The sequence below is a fragment of the Salinivibrio sp. AR647 genome, from assembly GCF_001995415.1.
Lineage (GTDB): Bacteria > Pseudomonadota > Gammaproteobacteria > Enterobacterales > Vibrionaceae > Salinivibrio > Salinivibrio costicola.
The window spans coordinates 14,176-36,791 of sequence record NZ_MUFE01000009.1 but is presented as its reverse complement, the minus strand read 5'-3'; the positions used below and the strand labels follow the sequence as shown (position 1 = coordinate 36,791).

Genomic DNA, 22,616 nt, shown 5'->3' with positions numbered 1-22,616 from the left:
TACGTATACGCTATACTGCGGATGGGCATCAGCCAGTGAAAGTGATCAATCCATGAGCCAAGGTACGCTTTACATTGTTTCCGCCCCGAGTGGCGCGGGCAAATCTAGCCTGATTTCAGCGCTACTGAATGATAATCCTCGCTATGACATGAAAGTGTCGGTATCGCACACCACCCGCGCCATGCGCCCGGGAGAAGAAGATGGCGTGCATTATCACTTTGTTGAGGTAGAAGCATTTAAGGCCTTAATCGACCAAGGTGCTTTTTTAGAGCATGCAGAGGTATTCGGCAATTATTACGGCACGTCCAGGGTCTGGATTGAAAAAATGCTTAACAATGGCGTCGATATTTTTCTTGATATCGATTGGCAAGGTGCCGAGCAAATTCGTCAGCAAATGCCCGCAAGTAAGAGTATTTTTATTTTGCCGCCAAGCCGTGAAGAGCTGGAACGACGCTTGACAACGCGTGGCCAAGACAGTGATGAGGTCATTGCCACACGCATGCAAGAGGCACGTTCGGAAATCTCTCACTATGCTGATTATGATTACCTGATTATTAATGATGACTTTGACGTCGCATTAATGGATATTAAGGCCATCGTCCGCGCAGAGCGGATGGGGCAAACCAAGCAAGCCAGCAAATATCATACAATGATCGACGACCTGCTGGCCGACTAACCCAAATATTGAGACGTGGCCGCATTGCAGCACAAAGCTAGCAATAGGTCGCGGCCTTTTGTATACTTTTCGGTCATTTTTAATGACCTGTTTATTACATAGCTGGAGTCCTTCATGGCACGCGTAACTGTTCAAGACGCCGTTGAAAAAATTGGTAACCGTTTCGATCTCGTTCTGGTTGCGGCTCGCCGCGCCCGCCAAATGCAAACCGGTGGTAAAGACGCCTTAGTCGCAGAAGAAAACGACAAGTACACTGTGCTCTCTCTACGCGAAGTAGAAGAAGGACTGATTAACAAAGAAGTACTCGACGCCCGCGAGCGTCAAGAGAAGCAAGAGCAAGAAGCCGCCGAAATGGCAGCGGTTAGCACCATTTCTGGTCAACGTTAAACGCGTCATTTATCAGGGACAGGCCGTTTGTATCTATTTGATAGCCTGAAAGAAGTTGCTAGTCAATATTTGCCGGAGTCACAGCTTGAAGCGCTCCGGCAAGCTTACCTAGTAGCACGGGATGCCCATGACGGGCAGACTCGTTCAACGGGCGAACCTTACATCATTCACCCCATTGCGGTAGCACGGATCCTGGCAGAAATGCGTTTGGATTGGGAAACCCTCATGGCGGCGTTATTGCACGATGTCATTGAAGACACCGAGGTGACCAAAGACGATCTGCAGCAGCGCTTTGGTGATGTGGTGGCTGAGCTGGTTGACGGCGTGTCTAAGCTCGACAAGCTCAAATTCCGTGATCGCAAAGAAGCCCAAGCCGAGAACTTTCGCAAAATGGTCATGGCCATGGCGCATGACATTCGCGTTATTTTGATCAAACTCGGCGATCGTACTCATAACATGCGCACACTGGGCGCCCTACGTCCGGATAAAAAGCGTCGTATTGCCCGCGAAACCCTAGAGATTTTTGCCCCACTCGCTCATCGTTTAGGTATCCATAATATAAAAGTCGAGCTCGAAGAGCTGGGCTTTGAAGCCCTCTACCCCAATCGCTATCGCGTGCTCAAAAAAGTGATTGCGCAAGCTCGGGGAAACCGCAAAGAGATGATTCAAAAAATCCATGCGGAAATCGAAGGGCGACTTGAAGATGCTGGCATTGAGGCCCGTGTACTGGGCCGAGAAAAAAATCTCTATTCCATCTACAACAAGATGAGAAACAAAGAGCAGCGTTTCCATACCATCATGGATTTGTATGCATTTCGGGTGATCGTGCGCGATCTCGATACCTGTTATCGGGTGCTGGGGCAAATGCACAGCCTGTATAAGCCTCGCCCTAGCCGCGTCAAAGATTATATAGCCGTTCCCAAAGCGAACGGCTATCAATCACTGCATACGTCGATGATCGGCCCTCACGGTGTCCCGGTTGAAGTGCAGATTCGTACCGAAGATATGGATCAAATGGCGGATAAAGGGGTCGCGGCGCACTGGGCTTATAAAAACGGCTCCGATCGTCCATCGGGAACCACCGCACAAAAACGGGCGCAACGATGGATGCAAAACATTATCGAGCTGCAACAAAGTGCCGGGAGCTCCTTTGAGTTCATCGAAAGCGTTAAGTCAGACCTTTTCCCCGATGAGCTTTACGTCTTTACGCCGAAAGGGCGAATTGTCGAGCTGCCGGTCGATGCGACCGCGGTCGATTTTGCCTATGCAGTGCATACGGATGTCGGCAATACCTGTGTCGGTGCGCGAGTTAATCGTCAGCCCTATCCGCTCAGTCAGCCGTTAAAAAACGGCCAGACCGTCGAGATCATCACTGCGCCAGGCGCGCGCCCCAATGCCGCTTGGCTTAACTATGTGGTCACGGCACGGGCGCGTACCAAGATTCGTCAGGTACTGAAAACCATGCGTCGGGAAGAGTCGGTGACTTTAGGCCGCCGCTTGCTCAATCATGCGCTTGGAGAACAAAACTTGCCGGACATCGACGCTGCGCGAGTCGATACCGTGTTAAGCGATCTTAAGCTCAAAACCAGCGACGACTTACTCGCCTCGATTGGTTTGGGTGAACTCATGAGCGTGGTGATAGCACGTCGCTTACTGAATCAAGACCCGGCCGCGCCTACCGAAGGTAAAATGCCGATTCGCGGTGCCGATGGCATTCTAGTGACCTATGCCAACTGTTGTCGCCCCATTCCAGGCGATCCTATCATTGCCCATGTTAGTCCCGGCAAGGGGTTGGTAATTCACCGTGAAACCTGTGCCAATATTCGCGGTCACCGCCAAGAGCCGGATAAGTATATGCCGGTGGAATGGGCGGATGATTTTGAGCAAGAGTTCAGTACCCGCGTCAGAGTCGATATGCAAAACCATCAAGGCGCGTTGGCAGATTTAACCAACACCATTGCCTCAACGGGCTCCAATATCCAAGGGCTCTCCACTGAAGAGCGTGATGGTCGCTTGTACACTATCTTTGTTCGATTAACGACCAAAGATCGGGTGCACCTCGCCAACATTATGCGCCGCCTGCGGGTGATGCCCAATGTGGTGAAGGTCAGCCGCCAAAAGAACTGATCGTCGCGATACATTATTATTATCTGTCGCCCACCCTTTTGGTGGGCGCGTTTGTCTTTCGTCTGTCATTTACGGAATTGAATCATGACACCTGAACGCTTTGAACGCATTCATCAGGTGCTGGCAAAGCGCCAGCCTGATCTCACTGTGTGTATGGAGCAAGTCCACAAGCCCAATAACATTTCTGCCATCATTCGTACTGCCGATGCGGTGGGCATTCATCGTATGCATGCGGTATGGCCAGAAGGCACCAAAATGCGGACCTTAGGCGGTACATCTGCCGGTTCACGCAATTGGATTGACGTGGTCACCCATAACACGACCGCGGATGCTTTTGAGGCCATGCAAGCGCAAGGCATGCAAGTATTGGTCACTAACCTATCGGAAACGGCCATCGACTTTCGTGAGGTTGATTACACCCGACCAACCGCCATTATCCTCGGCCAAGAAAAACATGGCATCAGTCGCGAAGCGCTCGATAAAGCCGATCAAGACATCCTCATTCCAATGGTGGGTATGGTACAGTCGCTGAACGTGTCAGTGGCTAGCGCCTTGATTTTGTACGAAGCGCAACGCCAACGCCAAGCGGCAGGCATGTACCAGTTGGCGAAGACACGCTTGCCCGACGATGAAGTGCATCACATCCTGTTTGAGCGCGGTCATCCGGTGCTCGCCCGCGTGGCCAAGCAAAAGGGGCTGCCTTATCCGCCACTCGATGACAATGGGCAAATTATTGCTGACGAAACATGGTGGGCGAGCATGCAGGCGGCAAAACACGCGCGTTAATCGCTTAGCAAGCTCAACCTGACGGATAAAGAAACGGATGCAATCTTCCATGCTTAGCGCAGTAACCGTCGATACCTTTAAGGGTGTCGGCAGTAAAATGGCTGAAAAGCTGGCTAAAATCGGCCTGCATACGGTGCAGGACGTGTTGTTTCATCTGCCGTATCGCTATGAAGATCGCACCCGAGTGTGGCCGGTTGCCAGTCTATTGCCTGGCCAGCATGCCACCATCGAAGGTGAAATCACCCATAATGACACCGTGTTTGGCCGCCGCCGGATGCTCACGGTTCGGGTGCAAGATGGCAGCGGCGCGTTAACGCTACGCTTTTTCAATTTTAATGCCGCGATGAAAAATAGCTTGGCGGTTGGCAAACAGGTGAAAGCCTATGGCGAGCTCAAACGGGGCAAACACGGGCTAGAAATCATTCACCCCGAGTATCAAGTCTTTTCCGAGCCCACCGAGTTGGTGATGGAAGAAACGCTGACGCCGGTCTACCCGACCACCGAGGGGCTGCGCCAAGCGACGCTACGTCAGCTCACCGACCAAGCGCTGGCTTTATTAGATAAAAGCGGTGTCGAAGAATTACTCCCTGAAGGCTTGTACGATCGACAGCTGTCTCTGCGTGACGCCTTACACCTATTGCACCGCCCTCCGCCAGAGACGGTACTGGATGATTTATTAACGGGCCAACATCCCGCCCAGCGACGCTTAATCATTGAAGAGCTCCTTGCCCAGCACCTGTCGATGCTGTCAGTTCGCCATCACGCACAGCAAGTGAAAGGGGTCGCCCTCGCCCCGAGTCACTCGCTCGGACAACGCCTGTTAGACAATTTGCCCTTCTCTCCCACAGGGGCACAATCACGAGTGGTTAGCGAGATCAGTGCCGATTTAGCCAAACCATTCCCGATGATGCGCTTAGTCCAAGGTGATGTCGGCGCCGGTAAAACCTTGGTCGCCGTACTCGCCGCCTTACAAGCTATCGAACAAGGCCATCAGGTTGCGTTAATGGCACCGACCGAGCTATTGGCCGAGCAACACGCCACCAATTTTGCCCAATGGCTAGAGCCGCTAGGTATCCAAGTCGGCTGGCTTGCCGGTAAATTAAAAGGCAAGGCACGGACACAAACCTTGGCACACATCGCCGACGGCGAGGCGCAAATGGTGGTCGGTACTCATGCGTTATTTCAAGCCAGTGTCCAATTTAAAAGCTTGGCGCTGGTGATCATCGACGAGCAACACCGGTTTGGTGTCCACCAACGGCTTGCCTTGCGTGAAAAAGGCGAGCAACAGGGCGCGCATCCACATCAGTTGATCATGACCGCTACGCCTATTCCACGCACCTTGGCGATGACCGCCTATGCCGACTTAGAAACCTCGGTGWTTGATGAATTGCCACCAGGACGCACGCCGATTCAAACCGTTGCGGTGCCGGACACGCGCCGTGATGACATTATTGCCCGGGTCAACGCCGCCTGCAGTGATGGTCGGCAAGCCTATTGGGTATGCACATTAATTGAAGAGTCTGACGCTTTAGAGGCGCAAGCCGCTGAAGATACGACTACGGCACTCAAAGAAGCGTTACCGAATCTGACCATTGGCCTGGTTCATGGCCGAATGAAAGCGGCGGAAAAACACGCAGTGATGAATGCCTTTAAGCAAGGCGAGGTGCAGTTATTGGTGGCAACCACTGTCATTGAAGTGGGCGTCGATGTCCCTAACGCCAGCCTAATGATTATCGAAAACCCTGAACGACTCGGGCTGGCACAACTCCACCAGCTACGTGGCCGTGTCGGTCGTGGATCCGTCGCCAGCCATTGTGTGCTGCTTTATCATGCCCCTTTGTCGACAACAGCTACTCAGCGGTTGGGCGTACTGCGAGACAGCAATGACGGCTTTGTCATTGCTCAACGCGATCTCGATATCCGTGGGCCAGGCGAGTTATTGGGCACCCGCCAGACCGGTTTGGCTGAGTTTAAAATTGCCGATTTAGTCCGCGACCAAGCGCTGATCCCCGAGGTACAAAAGCTGGCCAGTCATTTGCACCAGCACTACCCCAAACATGCACAGGCCATCATTCGCCGCTGGTTGGGACATAAAACCCACTATTCCAACGCCTAATGGCCGCTTAGCGCGGCCTATTTACCGACCGGGAACGTCATTTGGATCCGCAGCCCGCCTTCGGTCCGTGATGATAAACGAATATCGCCATGAAGCTGTTCAACAATCCGTTTCACTATCGCAAGCCCTAGCCCTGTTCCTTCGCTACCCCGCGCCGTATCGCCGCGAGTAAACGGCTGGAACAAGGTATTTTCGAGACTCGCATCAATGCCCGGACCATTATCTTCCACCTCCACCCATTGATACGTATGGTCCGCATTGCTACCACACCGCAGCCTTACCCAGCCATTGCCATAACGCACCGCATTAACCACGAGGTTGGTAACCGCCCGTTTTAGCGCCACCGAGTTGGCATATAAATCACCGTGCAGCGATTCTAAGTCCAAGACAATATCAACGCCCATTGACTGCTGATGGTTGGCTACATCGCGACAGATGGTGGATAAATCAACGGGATCCGGGTCTTGCTGTTGCACCGCGCGTAAATAATCCATGAATTGATTAATGATCTCATTACACTCTTCCGTGTCTTCGGTGATGCTATCGGCCAAATACGCATCGTCGGATGACATCATTTCAGTCGCCAGTCGAATGCGCGTGAGTGGTGTGCGTAAATCATGGCTGACGCCCGCCATTAACAAGGCACGATCTTCTTCGAGTTTACGTATCCCTGCTGACATTTTATTAAAGGCCACGGTCACCGCCTGAATTTCTGACGCTCCCCGGGGTGGGACGGGATCAGGAAAGCGACCATCAGCGACATCGAGCGCAGCCCGCTCCAACGCAACCAGGGGTCGGTTTTGCATCTTAATAAACAACCAGCCGCCGGCAATCACCAACAACGCAATCACCAAGCTATATTGAAACAGCGGCGCAAAGTCATCTTGATGCAGCTCCGATAAGGGGATCCGCATTAAAAAATCATCAATGGCCTCAAACTTCAGCCATAACACATAGCTTTCTTCGCCACTGACCAGGCGCACTTGGGTCTTTGTTCCGAGCTCTTCGCTAATATGTTCGCTTAAGTAGTCAATCTCCATCGCATCTTGGAACGCGCTTGCGCGCTCACTGCTTGGCGCATGGAGGGTTACCCCAATTTGTTCCAGCAATTGTCGACGCACCGGCTCACCCAGATGAAGGACTTCACCATCTTTCAGATACCAGTCTTCTTCCAGCATCAAGCGGACTTCAAAGGCTAAAATCTTATTGAACTGCTGCAAGCTAGGCAGCAACGCATAATTAACAATGGTCAGGTAAGAAAAAACTTGGCTGGCAATTAATAAGCCAGCCAAAATCAATAAGGTTCGCGCGAAGCTCGTCCGCGGTGACATCCGCATCGCTACACCTCACCATCAGGCACAAACACGTAGCCGAGTCCCCACACCGTTTGGATATAACGCGGTTTGCTTGGATCCTCCTCGACCATACGGCGTAAACGGGAGATTTGTACATCAATCGAGCGCTCCATCGCTGAGTACTCGCGGCCACGCGCCATGTTCATGAGTTTGTCCCGAGAAAGCGGCTCACGCGCATTGGTCACTAAGGCTTTGAGCACTGCAAATTCCCCCGAGGTGAGTGTCATCGGTTCGTCATTACGAAACATCTCACGCGTGCCCAAATTAAGACGAAACTCACCAAAGGTGACCGTGGTGGAGTCAGCACTCGGCGCGCCAGGCGCTTCTATTGTTTGACGGCGTAAAACCGCACGCACCCGAGCCAGTAATTCTCGTGGGTTAAACGGCTTAGGTAAGTAATCGTCGGCTCCGACCTCCAAACCGACAATTCGGTCAATTTCATCCCCTTTCGCCGTCAGCATTAAAATGGGCAATTGATTATTGGCTTGTCGCAAGCGGCGGCATATCGACAGGCCATCTTCCCCAGGGAGCATTAAATCAAGCACCATAAGATTAAAGGCTTCACGCGCCAATAACCGATCCATTTGTTCGGCATTGGCGACACTTCGCACCTGAAACCCTTGCTCGGTCAGGTAGCGCTCTAGCAGTGAACGCAGACGCATATCATCATCCACGACTAGAATTTTATAGTTCTCTTGCATGCTTCGCCCTCAATGCTGTTCGCTGCCTAATCATCAAGCAGCTATTACCGTCATCTGATTGAATTTTGCCACAGTTGTGCGCCAGGCCGCGTGTTTGTCCGCACAGAACTGTACGGTAAATTGTTACCGAGTGTTGCCTCGACAAGCTCACTCGCTTCTTGTACTTTCCTGAACAAGGTTATATCGCACGACGCCAGTTGGCTAGTGAAAGGAGAGGTAACGTGAAAACCAAATTGGTGACCCGTGAAGGGTTTAATGCGCTCAAAACCGAGCACGATTACCTGTGGCACGAGCGACGTCCAGAAGTGACCAAAATTGTCAGCTGGGCCGCCAGTTTAGGGGATCGTTCAGAAAACGCGGACTACACCTATAATAAACGGCTGTTGCGGCAAATCGACCGCCGTGTCCGCTACCTGCGCAAGCGGCTGAACGACTTAACCATTGTCGATTATGCGCCCGAGCAAGAGGGCCGAGTGTTTTTTGGCGCCTGGGTCGAGATTGAAAACGAGGCCGGCGACACCAAGCAATTTCGCATTGTCGGTCCCGATGAAATTTATGAGCGCAAAGACTACATTTCGATTGATGCCCCCATGGCGCGCGCGTTATTGAAAAAAGCGGTCGACGATGACGTCGTGGTGTCAACGCCAGAAGACGAAAAACAGTGGTTTATCAATACTATCACCTATCCCAAGCCAGGCAATGATTCAGTCTGAGCATCACTCATCTTGATGACCTTGATGGGAACGAAAAGGAAACACATGCACACATCGATTATCCAAACCCTGGCCCAAGAGCTTAATGTCGCGCCTGGCCAGGTCAACACCGCGGTGACACTGCTGGACGACGGAAACACTGTCCCTTTTATCGCCCGCTACCGTAAAGAAGCCACGCAAGGTTTAGACGATTCGCAGTTACGGACCCTAGAAACGCGATTAGTCTATTTGCGAGAATTAGACGCCCGTCGTGACACCATCCTCAAATCGATTGACGAACAAGGCAAGCTGACCGAGGGGCTGCGCCGCGATATTGTCGCCGCAGAGAGCAAAAACCGACTGGAAGATTTATACCTTCCCTACAAACCGAAACGCCGGACTAAAGGGCAGATTGCCATCGAAGCAGGGCTGGAGCCTCTTGCTGATACGCTATGGCACGATCCATCCCAAACACCTGAGACCACCGCCGCACCATTTGTGGCCCCTGATAAAGGTGTGGCCGATACCAAAGCGGCGCTGGATGGTGCCCGAGCGATCATGATGGAGCGTCTTGCCGAAGATGCCAGCCTGCTTGAAACGCTACGCCAATACCTGAAGCAATATGCGGTGCTGCGCGCCACCGTGGTTGCTGGTCAGGAAGACGCCGGTGCCAAGTTTAAAGACTACTTTGATCACCAAGAGTCGATTGCCAAAGTGCCTTCTCACCGCGCGCTGGCCATGTTGCGCGGCCGCAACGAAGGCGTATTACAGCTGGCATTGATTGCCGATCCGGATCAAGATCCAGCAAGCAAGCAAAGCGTGTGCGAGACCATGATCGCTCAGCATTATCAGCTTTCTTTGGGCAGCGCCCCAGCTGACCGCTGGCGCCAACAAGTGATAGCCTTTGCCTGGCGGGTCAAAATCTTGATGCACCTAGAAACTGAGTTTATGGCTAACCTCAAAGAGCGGGCGGAAAACGATGCCATTGATGTGTTTGCCGCCAACCTCAAAGATGTATTGATGGCCGCGCCAGCAGGCCCTCGCTGCACCTTAGGTATTGATCCTGGCCTGCGTACCGGCTGCAAGGTCGCCGTGGTTGACGGCACGGGCAAACTGCTCGATACCGCCACCATTTATCCTACCGCACCTCGACATGATATAGACGGCGCAAGCAAAGTGCTGCACCGCTTTATTAAAAGCCATAACGTGAGTTTGATTGCCGTGGGCAATGGCACTGCCTCTCGCGAGACAGAAAGCTTTGTGACCACCTTGCTCAAGCAGGCTGATTTAAGCATTCAAACGGTGATGGTCAGCGAAGCCGGTGCCTCGGTTTACTCAGCCTCTGAGCTAGCGGCTAACGAGTTTCCAGACTTAGATGTGTCGCTCCGTGGCGCCGTCTCAATCGCTCGTCGCCTGCAAGATCCTTTGGCGGAGCTGGTAAAGATTGATCCTAAGTCGATTGGGGTGGGCCAATACCAGCATGATGTCTCTCAGCACCAACTGGCCAAAAAGCTTGATGCGGTGGTGGAAGATTGTGTCAACGCCGTGGGCGTAGATTTGAATATTGCCTCTGCACCGTTGCTCACGCGCGTGGCGGGCTTAAGCCAAACGATGGCACAAAACATTGTTGCGTTTCGCGACCAAAACGGCCGCTTTAATGAGCGCAAGACACTGCTGAAAGTACCTCGTTTGGGCCCCAAAGCCTATGAACAGTGCGCGGGATTTTTACGCGTCATGGACGGTACCAATCCGCTCGACCGCTCCGGCGTTCACCCAGAAACCTACCCACTGGTCAAACACATCGCCCAAAAGACGGGTAAAGCGGTCGATGCATTAATCGGCAACGGGGGCGTACTGCAAAGTTTAAACGCCAATGATTATGCCAATGACACCTTTGGGGCGATCACTGTCGCCGATGTGCTGAGTGAGCTTGCGAAACCCGGTCGCGATCCGCGTCCAGAGTTCAAAACGGCGACCTTTGCCGATGGCATTAATCAAATCAGTGATTTGAAGCCTGGGATGCAGCTCGAAGGTGTGGTGACCAATGTCACTCACTTTGGCGCCTTCGTCGACGTGGGTGTTCATCAAGACGGTTTAGTCCATATCTCTGCGCTGTCGACGCGCTTTGTCAGCGACCCACGTGAGGTGGTCAAAGCCGGTGATGTAGTAAAAGTTAAAGTCATGGAAGTGGACGTGGCGCGCAAACGGATTGGCTTATCAATGCGTCTTGATGATACGCCCGAGGCATCGGAAGCGAACGCGAAAGCGAGGCCGACTAAGCAGCGCGAAAGCAAAGCGCCCAAACAGCAATCATCATCTTCCCTAGGAGGGAGCATGGCCGATGCCTTTGCGCGCGCCAAGCGCTCTTAAAGTCAAAGGCTTCTGGAGTCAAACGCTCTTAAAGTCAAAGGTATATAGAGCTAACCTAATAGTGCCTAACAAATGGCATATTTAGACACTAATGGCCCCGCCAATACTGGCGGGGCTTTTTATATGTTGTCTTAATCAGGACATGGCTTAAGGTCTGGATCGCATTAAATCACAATCAATACTTCGGAGGGCATGTTCGCCACGCTTGCCTGCTGGTAGCGCATCGCCACTACCGCACGCGTTTGCTCAAACCGTTTTAGCTGCTCAATTTTTTCTAACACTTCTTCGGGCATTTTTAAGCCCATCGTGTAGCCATTATCTTGGCGAGCTTGCTCACTGGGATCCGTGCGTGCTATGGCATCGATACGGCCTGCGATATTGGCGCCATCGTAGTCGGCATGCGTTAATGAGTCACGCTGATAGTCCAGCGAGTAGTTGGGGTGTTGGGCAGGATCCCAGGATGAACGTCCCAGCTGCTTATCTTGATCAGAAGGGGCTTTACCATTGTCGGGCTCGGGAGATGACTTAGCAGGGACGATTTTTTCGCGCAAGCGATTATCCCGCGCAACTTGCTCCGTTGGCGGGTTCACCGATGGCGCGACAGTTGGAATACTGACGCTGGCTGGCGATATGTTCATCTGATGCTACCTCCCACACCAGCTGAAGGCCTAATTGTCAGTGCGGCCTTGTCGTCTTTCTATCAGTTTAGACGATAACCGCGAGTATTGTACCTATTGTACCTAAGGCCGACACAAATTTACCCGCAGTGTACGATGAATCATCGCTTTCTTGGACTTTCTCCGGATGATCCATCCCCAATGCGCCGTAGGTAAACGACTTTACGGCGGACGTTTCTTCCGGCTCTTTTCCCTCTTGGGCTTTAGCGACCGCACCAGCGTTGGCGCCGTCTTTCACGTCAGCGCCGCCTTTCGCGTCAATACCGCCTTTCACGTCAACATGGTGTTTTGCGGCTTGAGGCGAAGCCGGTTTATCACCTTCTTTGACCCCATTCGCTTTTGCGACGTGATCCTTAAAAGTATTGGCTTTGGACACCTGTTCAGCTTGTTTGTCCGCATTTTGCTGCGGCTGTGCCGGCGTTTTGGACTTCATCGCTTGATGATACGCCGGAGACTGCCCAACGTTACCTACGTTCATTATGGTCTCTCCTTATGCCAAAACAAGTGACATAGTTAACTTATCGGCAGAACCGTGACAGGATTGAGTCAATTCTACCAAAAAAATGATCCGCACTGGCTATGTTGCCGGCAACTTGTTGCCTAAAAAGGCTTTTAGCTTGTCTACCACCGCTTCAGGCTCGGTCACGAACGGCGCGTGAGCACTGTGTGTCAGGACCTCACTGTGTGAGTCCGGAGCCAATGTTGATACCGCATCAGCCACCGACACCGGCACTAAACCATCTAACCGCCCATACATTCTCAACCAAGGCACCTTGATAGCGCCACAGCCCTGACGCAAATCCGTGCCCGCTAACATGGCTAAGCCATCCGCAAGCGCACGAGGGTCCGGTGTTGGCCGCGAAAATACCGCTTGCTTAAGCGCTTTTACGTCTTTTCTCGCGGTTGGTGATCCCATCGCTTGCAGCGACATAAAGCGCTCTACTGTCAGCGAAAAGTCACGCTCAAGCTGACGAGCAAAGTCACTGAGCACCCCAGGTTTAATTCCTCGCCACCCAGGTTCGGCAACAAACTTGGGTGAGCTGGCGATGGTAACCAATCCAGTTACACGCTGTGGCGATAAAAGCGCGGCTTGTGTTGCCACTAACCCACCTAACGACCAGCCTATCCAAGTTGCATCTACTGGTGATTCTTTAAGCAACACTTGTGCCAGATCTTCGATAATAAGCCCCGGTTTTGCCGCGCTATAGCCAAAACCGGGTAAATCAACACAGTGCACCCGGAAGTGTGGTGTTAGGTACGGCAAGATTAATGACCACACTGCGCTGTTCATGCCCCAACCATGAATGAGAACCAGATCGGGTCCTTGCCCGTGCGACTGCCAATCACATTCCACCATGTTTACACTGCCTTGATTGCTTTTTACTCAGGACGCTTATGATATCAACAATCGTGCCACGGCGCTTTACACGTGTACTGACCCACTGGCGAGGCAAACTCTTGCCCTTACAGTGTCCCGTTTGCCACCTCGCCTTACGTGCCCATCACTCTCTGTGCTGTGATGCGTGTTGGGATGCCCATCATCAGTGTTTACTTTGTCAGTGTTGTGGACTGCCTGTTTCACAACCACAAGCGCGATGTGGCGCCTGCCTCAGCCAGCCGCCAGCTTGGGACCGCTTGGTTGCTATCAGTGGCTACCATGATCCTCTCCCGCAATTAATTCACGCGTTCAAATACCAAGGAGCCTTCGAGCTGGCATTGCCGTTTGCCCAGCAGCTCAGTGATCGTATTCTCACCCCCGCACCGGTGCTGTTGCCGGTGCCGCTGCATTGGCGACGTCGTTGGCAACGAGGGTTTAATCAAAGTCTGCACTTGGCTTGGGCACTTGCCGACAACCTTGATACTCGGGTGGTGGATACGTACTTATCTCGCGCCCGACATACCGCGCCACAACAAGGTCTCAGTCGGCAAGACAGGTTACATAATCTGCGTGGTGCTTTTGCTCTTCATGGCCCGCTCCCCGCTTCTCATGTCGCTGTCGTCGACGATGTCGTCACCACCGGACAAACGGTATCGCAATTATGTCGATTACTGCGCAAAGCCGGTGCAAAAACGATCGATGTTTACTGTTTGGCCCGTACCGATCTACCCTAGCGGTAAGCGTGCTACCCCTGCACATAAAGTAGCCACATGGTTCGAGGGGTGATAGCCAAAGCAAACCGGAGTACACTGTATAAAACACACTGGATTAGTCAGGTATTTGTCGTGTCAGAAGTCAATATTTCAGAAAATGCACAAAGCCACTTTGTGAAGTTGCTTGAGCAGCAGCCCGAGGGCACCCATATTCGCGTGTTTGTTGTCAATCCAGGCACGCCAAACGCAGAGTGCGGTGTCTCATACTGTCCGCCGGAAGCGGTAGAAAGCAGTGATACCGAGATAAAATTCAACGGTTTTTCTGCGTTTATCGACGAACTGAGTCTCCCTTTTCTCGACGAAGCAGAGATCGACTTTGTCACCGATAAAATGGGCTCGCAGCTCACGCTGAAAGCACCGAACGCCAAAATGCGTAAAGTCGCCGATGATGCACCTTTGATGGAGCGCGTCGATTATGTGATTCAAAGCCAGGTAAACCCACAACTTGCCAGCCATGGCGGCCATGTGAACCTGATTGAAATCACTGATGATTCGGTGGCTATCCTCCAATTTGGTGGCGGGTGTAACGGTTGCTCCATGGTGGATGTAACCTTGAAAGAAGGGATTGAAAAGCAGCTATTGGCTGAATTTAGTGGTGAGCTACACGGTGTGCGCGATGTGACCGAGCACGCCCGGGGCGATCACTCTTACTACTAATAGACACCACCACGTTAATAGCAAAACAGGCCATGAGGCCTGTTTTTTGATCACATCAGTGAGTGAGGTATTGTTATGCGGGTCTTTTTTGCCTGTGTCTTGGTCGTCTTTCTGGCCGGTTGCTCGAAAGTGACTAAGCAAAACTACGATCAGTTGGAGGTCGGCATGAGTTATGACGTGGTAGTTGCTCACGTTGGCAAGCCAAGCCAATGTGATGACACCATGGGATTAACCCATTGCGTGTGGGGCGGTGATGGCAAACACATTAAGGTCTCGTTTGTCGCCGACAAAGCCACGGTACTGTCGGCAAAAGGGCTTAAGTAGTCCCTCCAATAGCGCCACTTAATAGCGCAACGCGTGGTCGGCAAGCAACACCACAAAGGTCGCGAAGATATGCCATATCGAAAACTTAAAAGTCTGCCACGCGATGCCTTTTTGCGACTGGGTTTTCAGTCGCCAAGCATAGCCGACAAAAGCGAGGTTAAGGGCAGTCGCGCCCACCAGATATAGCCAACCACTCATCCCGGTCAGCCAAGGGAAAATCCCCACCACCACCAGTAATAAGGTGTAAAGCAAAACCATGGTCTGAGTAAAGCGAACCCCGTGGGTGACGGGCAGCATCGGCACATCGGCTTTGGCATAATCATGGCGCCGATGAATCGCCAGCGCCCAAAAGTGGGGCGGCGTCCACGTGAATATAATCATCACCAGCAGCAGCGCATGCGCGTGGACCTCGCCTGTCACCGCCGTCCAACCAAGTAGTGGCGGCATTGCACCGGCCAAACCGCCAATGACAATGTTTTGCGGTGTCGCGGGTTTAAGCCACTGGGTGTATACCAACGCATAGCCCACCAGGCTGGCAAAGGTCAGCCACGCGGTGAGCGGATTCAGCCACCAACAGGTAATAAAGCCGCTCACCATCAATGCCACCGCAAACACCAAAGCGGCGCCTTGACTGACACGGCCTTCAGCAACGGGACGATGGCGAGTGCGCTGCATTTTGGTATCAATTTTCCAATCGATCACGTGATTAAACACCGCCGCAGCACTGGCTTGTGCGCCAATGCCAAATAATCCCACCAGCACCGCCGACCAGGGCGGCCAGCCGGGCGTGGCTAAACACATCCCCACCAGCGCGGTGAGAAGCAGCATGGCAACCACGCGCGGTTTGGTGAGCTCGTAATAATCACGCCAATTAGCGCCAGCAGGCGTCGATACATTAGCGGTGCGTTGATACTGTGCCATCACGGGCTCCTTGTCGGGTCGACGGTGAAAGACATAAAAATCGGGTGAGGAGTAATGTGGCCAATAGCGACAATCCACCGAGGTTATGCGCCACCGCCACACTTAGCGGCAGCAACGCGACCACGTTGGTCACGCCCAACGTAATTTGAATCGCCAACACACCACTCACTGCCATTGCCAGCGCACTCGCCCCAGCACGCCACAGCATCCATGCCCAAGCGAGCACTAATGCGGTGACCACCATGGCGCCGAGACGGTGCGTGGCATGAATGGTCACCCGCTCGGCATGATTCAGTACGCCAAACTGGTAGGTCTCGCTGTGAGGGCTGATAGGATTAAACGCCGAGGGGGTGAAAAGCTGCCACCAAGGGCTTTCGCAGATGGGTAACTGCGTACAGACCGTGGCGGCATAATTTGCTGAGGTCCAACCGCCCAATCCTATCTGTATGATCACGGCGACCACTGCCACACTGCCCACGCGGCATGCGGGCGGCGATATTTGCATAACGGGCAGCTTGATTGCCCCTGCCAACACCGCAAGCCAAGCCAGCAAACACACCGTAGTGAAGCCACCGAGCAAATGTGCTATCACCACCACCGGCATTAAGCTTAAGGTGACCGTCCACATCCCGAGCGCCGCTTGCATGACTACCACCACACTCAGCAGCGTGGTCAGCGGCCGTAACGCCCGATAATCGGAGCGTCGCCAGCTTATCCAAGTCAACGCAAAAATAGCCAATGCTAAGGTGCCTGCGACATAGCGGTGCAGCATTTCATTCCACGCTTTCGTCACATCCAAGGGCGCGTCGGGGAACCGCAACATCGCCACCGATTGCGCAGTTCCACTGTCGGGCACGCCCAAGTGGCCATAACATCCGGGCCAATCAGGGCAGCCAAGTCCGGCTTCAGTTAAACGGGTAAACGCGCCCAGCCCAACCACACAAACGGCCAGCACGAGGGTTGATAATACCGCGAGTTGATAGCGACGCGTTGCCATAATTAGCCTACCTTAGACAATTTGAGGAGCCGCTTAAGATCGCGCAATAAGCCTTTGCCTTGCGCAATCCACTGGGTGTTATCATCACTGACTGGATAGGCCAGCACCACATTGTTCATCGGATCGCTAAGATAAATAGTATTTTTATCAAATGCTTGCTGCTGCCATGCCTGCGCCTGCTCGGTCGTCAAAGTTTGCCATGTCAGTACCTCCGGCGCTTTCGGTGCAGTACTTGTCAGGGCCACGCTAGTGACGCGATCGCGCTCTTTACCCACCGCAATAGGAATTTGCGTTAACTGAAAAAGGGCTTGCTCACACACCAAGTCACACTGTTCTGGCACCCGATAAATCAACCGCCACTGCCCTTGCTCGGGTAACCAAGTCAAGGTCGCTGGCTCAGCAAGAAACTGGCCGTAATTGGTGACGCCTTTTTGGTACCAACTTTGCTCGAGCACTAATTTGGCCACCACCACCGGCAGTATAAAGATCCCTATCAATGCCACGACAAGCATGCGTCCTTTCATTCGCACTCCTTCCTTTGTGTTTTGTGCCACCATATGCCCGCACCGATACCGACTGCGAGAGCCATCAGTGCCCATTGCAAGGCATAGCCATAGTGCTTCGTCGGCGGCATCACCACTGGCTGCCACACCGGCCTCACCCCTGCTTGCGCCAAAGCATCCCGGCTCGGCGCTGTCACATCCACCAGTTTTTCTGCCCGTATCAGCCACTGCACCTCTAGCGCGGGTAGTCGTGCCTGCAATGTGGGTAAATCAATGCGTTGTACCCGCACCGGCCAGATTTGCGTTTCCGTCTGTTGCTTAAGCACAACGCGCTTTGACGGTGTGTCAGCAAATCCGAACAGCTGATAGCGCGATGCTAACGTGGGAACGTCCGGCAATGCACGAAGCGCAGGCGCGGCCATCCAGCCCAATTCAACTAACCACCACTGCGATGGCTGCTGGCTTGGAATAAAAGGAAGAAAAAGGCGATAGCCTACGCGGCCTTGGTGGATCTGATTGTCGAGCCACACGGCGAACTCGGGGCGAAACTGGCCATCGATCACCAGGTATTGCCCTTTTTGCACCGAGCCTGTGAGTGATTGTGGTGTTTGGTTGGCGTCAAACCGTGCCAGATGTTGGGCTTTTTGCGCGCCACGCGTCCATTGCCAATGGCTTAACTTGACGAGCAGCAAGACCACAACCACAGTCAATATCAGAAATCCCATTCGTCGTCCTTGTTTCATACTTACCCATTGCGCGAAGGAGCGCTTATGTTGATCAAAGCCATTCTGATTTGTTTACTGGTTTTTATTTTGTTTAACCTCTTTCGTGCCTTGCCCGTGTTATTAAAAGGCGATAATTCAGTGCCTTTATCCCGTTATCTCGGTCGCCGGGTGCTGTTTTCCGTGATTGTCTTCGTGTTATTGCTGATTGCGCTCTCCATGGGCTGGGTTGCCCCCAATCCGCGCCCATACTGAGTTAAAGAATGTAAACCAACACAAACAAGCACAGCCACACCACATCGACAAAGTGCCAATACCACGCACTGGCTTGAAAGCCAAAGTGATGCTCAGGACTAAAATGTCCACGCATCACGCGCAACCAAATAACCAAGAGCATTACGGTTCCCAAGGTCACGTGTAAACCATGGAAGCCCGTCAGTAAGTAGAAGGTGTTGCCATACACGCCTGAATCGAGGCGCAAGTTCATTTCTTGATAGGCATGCACATACTCTTCGCCTTGAAAGAACATAAACACCGCCCCAAGTAAGACGGTCGCCAGTAAAAATCCCTTCAGCCGTCCGCGTTGGTTTTTTTCAATCGCAGTATGGGCAATATGGAGCGTGACCGACGAGGTCAGGAGGATCAGCGTGTTAAGCAAGGGCAGTCCCATCGCGGGCATTGCCGTGGTTTCTATCCCGCCCGGTGTGACAGTCAGTGGCCACTGGGCAACAAAATCCGGCCACAATACCGCCGCGGTCATCGCATTATTGCTGGCCCCGCCTAGCCAAGGTACGGCGATAAAGCGGGCGTAAAAGAGCGCACCAAAGAAGGCACCAAAAAACATCACCTCAGAGAAAATAAACCAGCTCATTCCTTGGCGAAAAGAACGGTCCATTTGAGCCGAGTAGAGGCCTTGCATGGATTCGCGGATCACATCGCGAAACCAGCCGGTCAGCATCACCACAATCAGTACGGTGCCCGCAAGCAACAACCAAGGGCCGTATCCCCCAAACAAGCCGCCTACCGTGGCACCGGCCCCTGCCGCAATTAAAAACAGCGCCAGCGCACCGACAATCGGCCATATACTGGCAGCTGGGACGTAGTAACGTTCAGGCGTCGCCATGATCGCCTCCTTATTCCTTGGCACTGGCGGTGACATCAAACAGCGTATAGGCCAGCGTTAAATGGTTAATGTCATCCGGCAGCTCAGGATCCACATAAAACACCAGGGGCCACGCCGCGTCCTCGCCACGTGGCAATGGCTGCCGGTTAAAACAAAAGCATTCAATCTTGTTAAAGTATTGCGCGGCTATCCCCGGTGAGACCGAGGGTACGGCTTGACCAATGGTGTCATAGCGTGCGTTATTCGTTGCGAGATAATTAATCGTGTGAGTCGCACCAGGGTGCACTTGCATCTGGTTGACTTGGGGCTCAAATGTCCAACGCATCCCCGGATTGGTGTAGGCAATAAATTCAATGGTCACCAAGCGATCTTGGTTAATGCCAGCACTGGATGCGGCCGCCTCGGTATCCGTTTTGCCATTAATGCCCGTCACGTCGCAAAACACGTCGTAGAGCGGAACTAAGGCAAAGGCAAAACCAAACATACCCACGGCGAGCAACAGTAGACGACGAGCGGAGCGCGTTGATTTAGTGACCATAGCGCGCCTCCTCCAGATCCGGCGGTGTCTCAAAGGTGTGGTAAGGCGCGGGCGATGGCACGGTCCACTCCAGACCTTCGGCCCCCTCCCAAGGTTTAGCGGCAGCAGGCTCGCCACCACGCGCGCATTTAATGACGACGGCTAAAAAGATGAGTTGCGACAGACCAAAGGCAAAGCCACCAATGCTGACAATGGCGTTCACGTCGGCAAACTGCAGGGCATAATCGGGGATCCGGCGTGGCATGCCTGCGAGGCCGAGAAAATGCATCGGAAAAAAAAGAATATTGACGGAAATCACTGAGCACCAAAAATGCCACTGTGCCAGGGTTTCATTAAACATATGCCCAGTCCATTTAGGCAGCCAGTAATAGGCGGCTGCCATGATCGAGAACACCGCCCCTGAGACTAAAACATAGTGAAAGTGCGCCACCACAAAGTAGGTGTCGTGGTACTGAAAATCAGCCGGTGTGATCGCCAACATTAGCCCAGAAAACCCGCCAATGGTAAATAAGACGATAAATGCAATCGCAAACAGCATCGGCACTTCAAACGTTAGCGAGCCTCGCCACATGGTCGCCACCCAGTTAAACACTTTGACCCCAGTCGGCACCGAGATCAGCATGGTACAGAACATGAAAAACAGCTCGGCAAACACCGGCATTCCGGTAGTGAACATATGATGTGCCCATACCAGAAAGCTTAATCCTGCAATCGAGGCGGTGGCATACACCATGGAGCTGTAACCAAATAGCCGTTTGCGTGAGAACGCCGGCACGATGGCCGAGATAATGCCAAAACTGGGCAAAATCATGATGTAAACTTCTGGGTGACCAAAGAACCAGAAAATGTGCTGGAACAAAACCGGATCACCGCCCCCCGCCGCATCAAAAAAGCTGGTGCCAAAGTATTTATCGGTCAGCACCATGGTCGCTGCTCCCGCTAATACCGGCATCACCGCAATCAGCAAAAAGGCGGTTATCAGCCAGGTCCAGACAAACAGCGGCATTTTCATATAGGTCATGCCAGGCGCGCGCATATTGATAATTGTCACAATCACATTGATCGCCCCCATAATGGAGCTGATCCCCATAATATGTAGGGCAAACACAAATAAGCCGGTGCTATCGGGGCTATAGGTAGTCGACAGTGGCGCGTAGAAGGTCCAGCCAAAGTTGGGGCCGCCACCTTCCATAAATAACGAGCCGATCAATAATAGAAACGCAAACGGCAGAATCCAAAAGCTCCAGTTATTCATCCGTGGTAGCGCCATATCCGGCGCCCCTATCATCATCGGCACCATCCAGTTAGCGAGCCCAGTAAAGGCAGGCATGACCGCGCCAAACACCATAATCAAACCATGAACCGTAGTCATTTGATTAAAAAAGTTGGGCTCTATCAGTTGCAGGCCGGGCTGGAATAATTCCGCACGGATCACCATTGCCATCGCGCCCCCCAGCAAAAACATGGTGAAGCTGAAAATCAGATACATGGAGCCGATGTCTTTGTGATTAGTGGTCAGCACCCAGCGCATGATGCCGCGCGGTTTATGGTGGTGGTCGTCATGAACGGATTCTGGCGTTGTATCTGTCATAGTGCGCTCCTAAAGCTCTTCGCCCGACATCACCGCGTTAACCTGAGCGGCTTGTACCGTCTCGCCGGTGTCATTGCCCCACGCATTGCGCTCGTACGTCACTACCGCTGCTAACTCTTTGAGTGACAATTGCGGTCCAAACGCTTGCATGGCGGTGCCGGCTTTGCCGCTGACGACAATATCGATATGATCGACCAATCGATTTGGTTGCGTCGCAATCTCAGCATCCGCTAACGCTGGGAATACGCCAGGCATGCCTTGCCCTTCACTTTGATGGCACATGCCGCAGCGGCTGTCATAGACTTGTTTGCCCAGCGCCATCAGTTCATCCATCGGCATTTCCATCCCCAATAAGCGTTGCTCTTCTTCGCGAGCTTGTTGCTGAGTGAGTGCGGTTTTTTGCACCCAAGCATCAAATTCTTCTTGCGGCTTGGCGATCACCACAATTGGCATAAAACCGTGGTCTTTACCGCACAGCTCGGCACACTGCCCACGATAAATGCCGGGTTTGTCGATTTTGGTCCAAGCCTCATTGATAAACCCAGGGTTGGCATCCTTTTTCACCGCGAAGGCCGGTACCCACCAAGAATGAATCACATCTTGCGACGTGATCAAAAAGCGCACCTTGCGTCCCACCGGTAACACCAAGGGTTGGTCGACTTCTAACAAATAGTTATCGCGTTTTTGTCTTTCGTTGCGGATCTGTTCAGGGCTAGAGGCAAGCAAGGAGAAAAAGGCAACATCGTGATCAAAGTAGCGGTAATGCCACTTCCATTGTGAGCCAGTCACTTGAACGGTTAAATCAGGCTTGGTGGTATCTTCCATATCGAGTAGCACTTGGGTGGCGGGGATCGCCATACCCACCAAAATGAGAAACGGTACGAGCGTCCACGCAATTTCTACCTTGGTACTTTCATGAAACGAAGCAGGCTTGGCGCCTTTGGATTTACGATGGCGGATAATGGCCCAAAACATTACGCCAAACACCAATACCCCTATCGCCACGCAAATGTAGAAAATCGTCATATGCAGGTCATACACCTGCTGACTGATGGCCGTGACCCCTTGAGTCAGGTTCCACCCTTCACGTTCGGCAGCCTGCACTTGCCCAGGCAGCAAAGCCATTCCCGATGCCAGTATTGGTTTATGGTAGCTCGACACGGCCCCCTCCTGCCCGCAGGCATGAATGCATTGCACCTTTG

The 22,616-nt window shown here is 52.8% G+C and carries 24 protein-coding genes; 11 read left to right on the top strand and 13 right to left on the bottom strand.

Annotated features, from left to right (window positions below):
- Window positions 1-52 precede the first annotated feature (52 nt).
- The 5 genes from gmk (at window position 53) to recG (ending at window position 6,092) form a co-directional block, all read left to right on the top strand.
- Entirely contained in the window at window positions 53-676 is a 624-nt protein-coding gene (gmk, locus tag BZG76_RS11685; protein ID WP_025744374.1) for a guanylate kinase, read from the top strand.
- Window positions 677-790: 114 nt separating this feature from the next.
- Entirely contained in the window at window positions 791-1,063 is a 273-nt protein-coding gene (gene rpoZ, locus BZG76_RS11680) for a DNA-directed RNA polymerase subunit omega (RefSeq protein ID WP_077461490.1), read from the top strand.
- 27 nt (window positions 1,064-1,090) lie between these two features.
- Window positions 1,091-3,190, top strand: a complete 2,100-nt coding sequence (spoT, locus tag BZG76_RS11675) for a bifunctional GTP diphosphokinase/guanosine-3',5'-bis pyrophosphate 3'-pyrophosphohydrolase (RefSeq protein ID WP_077461489.1) — start codon at window positions 1,091-1,093, stop codon at window positions 3,188-3,190.
- A gap of 84 nt (window positions 3,191-3,274) precedes the next feature.
- Entirely contained in the window at window positions 3,275-3,976 is a 702-nt protein-coding gene (gene trmH, locus BZG76_RS11670; RefSeq protein WP_025744372.1) for a tRNA (guanosine(18)-2'-O)-methyltransferase TrmH, read from the top strand.
- Between the two features lie 37 nt (window positions 3,977-4,013).
- On the top strand, window positions 4,014-6,092 hold the full coding sequence (gene recG, locus BZG76_RS11665) for an ATP-dependent DNA helicase RecG (protein WP_077461488.1): 2,079 nt from the start codon (window positions 4,014-4,016) through the stop codon (window positions 6,090-6,092).
- A 17-nt stretch (window positions 6,093-6,109) separates the two neighbouring features.
- On the opposite strand, the gene envZ is transcribed toward recG, so the two are convergent.
- Together envZ and ompR are read right to left on the bottom strand one after the other, a co-directional pair.
- Window positions 6,110-7,429, bottom strand: coding sequence for a two-component system sensor histidine kinase EnvZ (gene envZ / locus BZG76_RS11660; RefSeq protein ID WP_077461487.1), 1,320 nt, complete (start codon window positions 7,427-7,429; stop codon window positions 6,110-6,112).
- Window positions 7,430-7,431: 2 nt separating this feature from the next.
- Window positions 7,432-8,148, bottom strand: a complete 717-nt coding sequence (gene ompR, locus BZG76_RS11655; protein WP_077461486.1) for an osmolarity response regulator transcription factor OmpR — start codon at window positions 8,146-8,148, stop codon at window positions 7,432-7,434.
- A 221-nt stretch (window positions 8,149-8,369) separates the two neighbouring features.
- Here ompR and greB point away from each other — a divergent pair, with 221 nt between their 5' ends.
- Complete coding sequence (gene greB / locus BZG76_RS11650; protein ID WP_077461485.1) at window positions 8,370-8,861, top strand: transcription elongation factor GreB; 492 nt, start codon at window positions 8,370-8,372, stop codon at window positions 8,859-8,861.
- A gap of 45 nt (window positions 8,862-8,906) precedes the next feature.
- Complete coding sequence (locus BZG76_RS11645) at window positions 8,907-11,210, top strand: Tex family protein (RefSeq protein WP_077461484.1); 2,304 nt, start codon at window positions 8,907-8,909, stop codon at window positions 11,208-11,210.
- Window positions 11,211-11,374: 164 nt separating this feature from the next.
- On the opposite strand, the gene BZG76_RS11640 is transcribed toward BZG76_RS11645, so the two are convergent.
- The 3 genes from BZG76_RS11640 to bioH form a co-directional block, all read right to left on the bottom strand.
- Complete coding sequence (locus BZG76_RS11640) at window positions 11,375-11,848, bottom strand: hypothetical protein (RefSeq protein ID WP_025744367.1); 474 nt, start codon at window positions 11,846-11,848, stop codon at window positions 11,375-11,377.
- A 67-nt stretch (window positions 11,849-11,915) separates the two neighbouring features.
- On the bottom strand, window positions 11,916-12,365 hold the full coding sequence (locus BZG76_RS11635; RefSeq protein ID WP_077461483.1) for a hypothetical protein: 450 nt from the start codon (window positions 12,363-12,365) through the stop codon (window positions 11,916-11,918).
- Window positions 12,366-12,464: 99 nt separating this feature from the next.
- Window positions 12,465-13,244, bottom strand: a complete 780-nt coding sequence (gene bioH, locus BZG76_RS11630; RefSeq protein ID WP_077461482.1) for a pimeloyl-ACP methyl ester esterase BioH — start codon at window positions 13,242-13,244, stop codon at window positions 12,465-12,467.
- A 38-nt stretch (window positions 13,245-13,282) separates the two neighbouring features.
- On the opposite strand from bioH, the gene BZG76_RS11625 reads away from it, so the two are divergent.
- The 3 genes from BZG76_RS11625 to BZG76_RS11615 all read left to right on the top strand — a co-directional run bounded on the left by BZG76_RS11625 (window position 13,283) and on the right by BZG76_RS11615 (window position 15,019).
- A complete protein-coding gene (locus BZG76_RS11625) occupies window positions 13,283-13,999 on the top strand; it encodes a phosphoribosyltransferase family protein (RefSeq protein WP_077461481.1) in 717 nt (238 codons plus the stop codon).
- 36 nt (window positions 14,000-14,035) lie between these two features.
- Entirely contained in the window at window positions 14,036-14,695 is a 660-nt protein-coding gene (nfuA, locus tag BZG76_RS11620; protein ID WP_174566351.1) for a Fe-S biogenesis protein NfuA, read from the top strand.
- Between the two features lie 75 nt (window positions 14,696-14,770).
- A complete protein-coding gene (locus BZG76_RS11615) occupies window positions 14,771-15,019 on the top strand; it encodes a DUF3862 domain-containing protein (RefSeq protein WP_077461480.1) in 249 nt (82 codons plus the stop codon).
- 18 nt (window positions 15,020-15,037) lie between these two features.
- Here the strand turns inward: BZG76_RS11615 and cyoE are convergent, their stop codons facing one another.
- Genes cyoE through BZG76_RS11595 form a run of 4 tightly spaced genes read right to left on the bottom strand, consistent with a single transcriptional unit; the run spans window position 15,038 to window position 18,165 of the window.
- On the bottom strand, window positions 15,038-15,940 hold the full coding sequence (gene cyoE / locus BZG76_RS11610; protein ID WP_077461479.1) for a heme o synthase: 903 nt from the start codon (window positions 15,938-15,940) through the stop codon (window positions 15,038-15,040).
- The gene (locus BZG76_RS11605; protein WP_077461478.1) at window positions 15,915-16,937 is read right to left on the bottom strand and encodes a COX15/CtaA family protein; all 1,023 of its coding nucleotides are present in this window, start codon (window positions 16,935-16,937) and stop codon (window positions 15,915-15,917) included. The genes cyoE and BZG76_RS11605 overlap by 26 nt, the downstream gene beginning before the upstream one ends.
- A gap of 2 nt (window positions 16,938-16,939) precedes the next feature.
- Window positions 16,940-17,461: a hypothetical protein gene (locus tag BZG76_RS11600; protein ID WP_077461477.1), complete on the bottom strand. Its 522-nt coding sequence runs from the start codon at window positions 17,459-17,461 to the stop codon at window positions 16,940-16,942.
- Window positions 17,458-18,165 carry an SURF1 family protein gene (locus BZG76_RS11595; protein WP_158011343.1) on the bottom strand — a complete coding sequence of 236 codons (708 nt, stop codon included), beginning with the start codon at window positions 18,163-18,165 and terminating at the stop codon, window positions 17,458-17,460. The genes BZG76_RS11600 and BZG76_RS11595 overlap by 4 nt, the downstream gene beginning before the upstream one ends.
- 45 nt (window positions 18,166-18,210) lie before the next feature.
- Between BZG76_RS11595 and BZG76_RS11590 the strand changes: the two genes are divergently transcribed.
- Window positions 18,211-18,417, top strand: coding sequence for a DUF2909 domain-containing protein (locus BZG76_RS11590; RefSeq protein ID WP_077461475.1), 207 nt, complete (start codon window positions 18,211-18,213; stop codon window positions 18,415-18,417).
- A 1-nt stretch (window position 18,418) separates the two neighbouring features.
- Here the strand turns inward: BZG76_RS11590 and BZG76_RS11585 are convergent, their stop codons facing one another.
- From BZG76_RS11585 to coxB, 4 genes are read right to left on the bottom strand one after another with little or no spacing between them, the layout of a single operon-like run.
- Window positions 18,419-19,285 (bottom strand): cytochrome c oxidase subunit 3, encoded by an 867-nt coding sequence (locus BZG76_RS11585; protein ID WP_236719577.1) that lies wholly within the window; start codon window positions 19,283-19,285, stop codon window positions 18,419-18,421.
- 10 nt (window positions 19,286-19,295) lie between these two features.
- Window positions 19,296-19,823: a cytochrome c oxidase assembly protein gene (locus tag BZG76_RS11580; protein WP_077461473.1), complete on the bottom strand. Its 528-nt coding sequence runs from the start codon at window positions 19,821-19,823 to the stop codon at window positions 19,296-19,298.
- Window positions 19,813-21,414, bottom strand: a complete 1,602-nt coding sequence (ctaD, locus tag BZG76_RS11575) for a cytochrome c oxidase subunit I (protein ID WP_077461472.1) — start codon at window positions 21,412-21,414, stop codon at window positions 19,813-19,815. Before ctaD ends, BZG76_RS11580 begins: the two co-directional genes overlap by 11 nt.
- Before the next feature lie 9 nt (window positions 21,415-21,423).
- A complete protein-coding gene (gene coxB, locus BZG76_RS11570) occupies window positions 21,424-22,539 on the bottom strand; it encodes a cytochrome c oxidase subunit II (protein ID WP_077461471.1) in 1,116 nt (371 codons plus the stop codon).
- Between the last annotated feature and the right edge of the window lie 77 nt (window positions 22,540-22,616).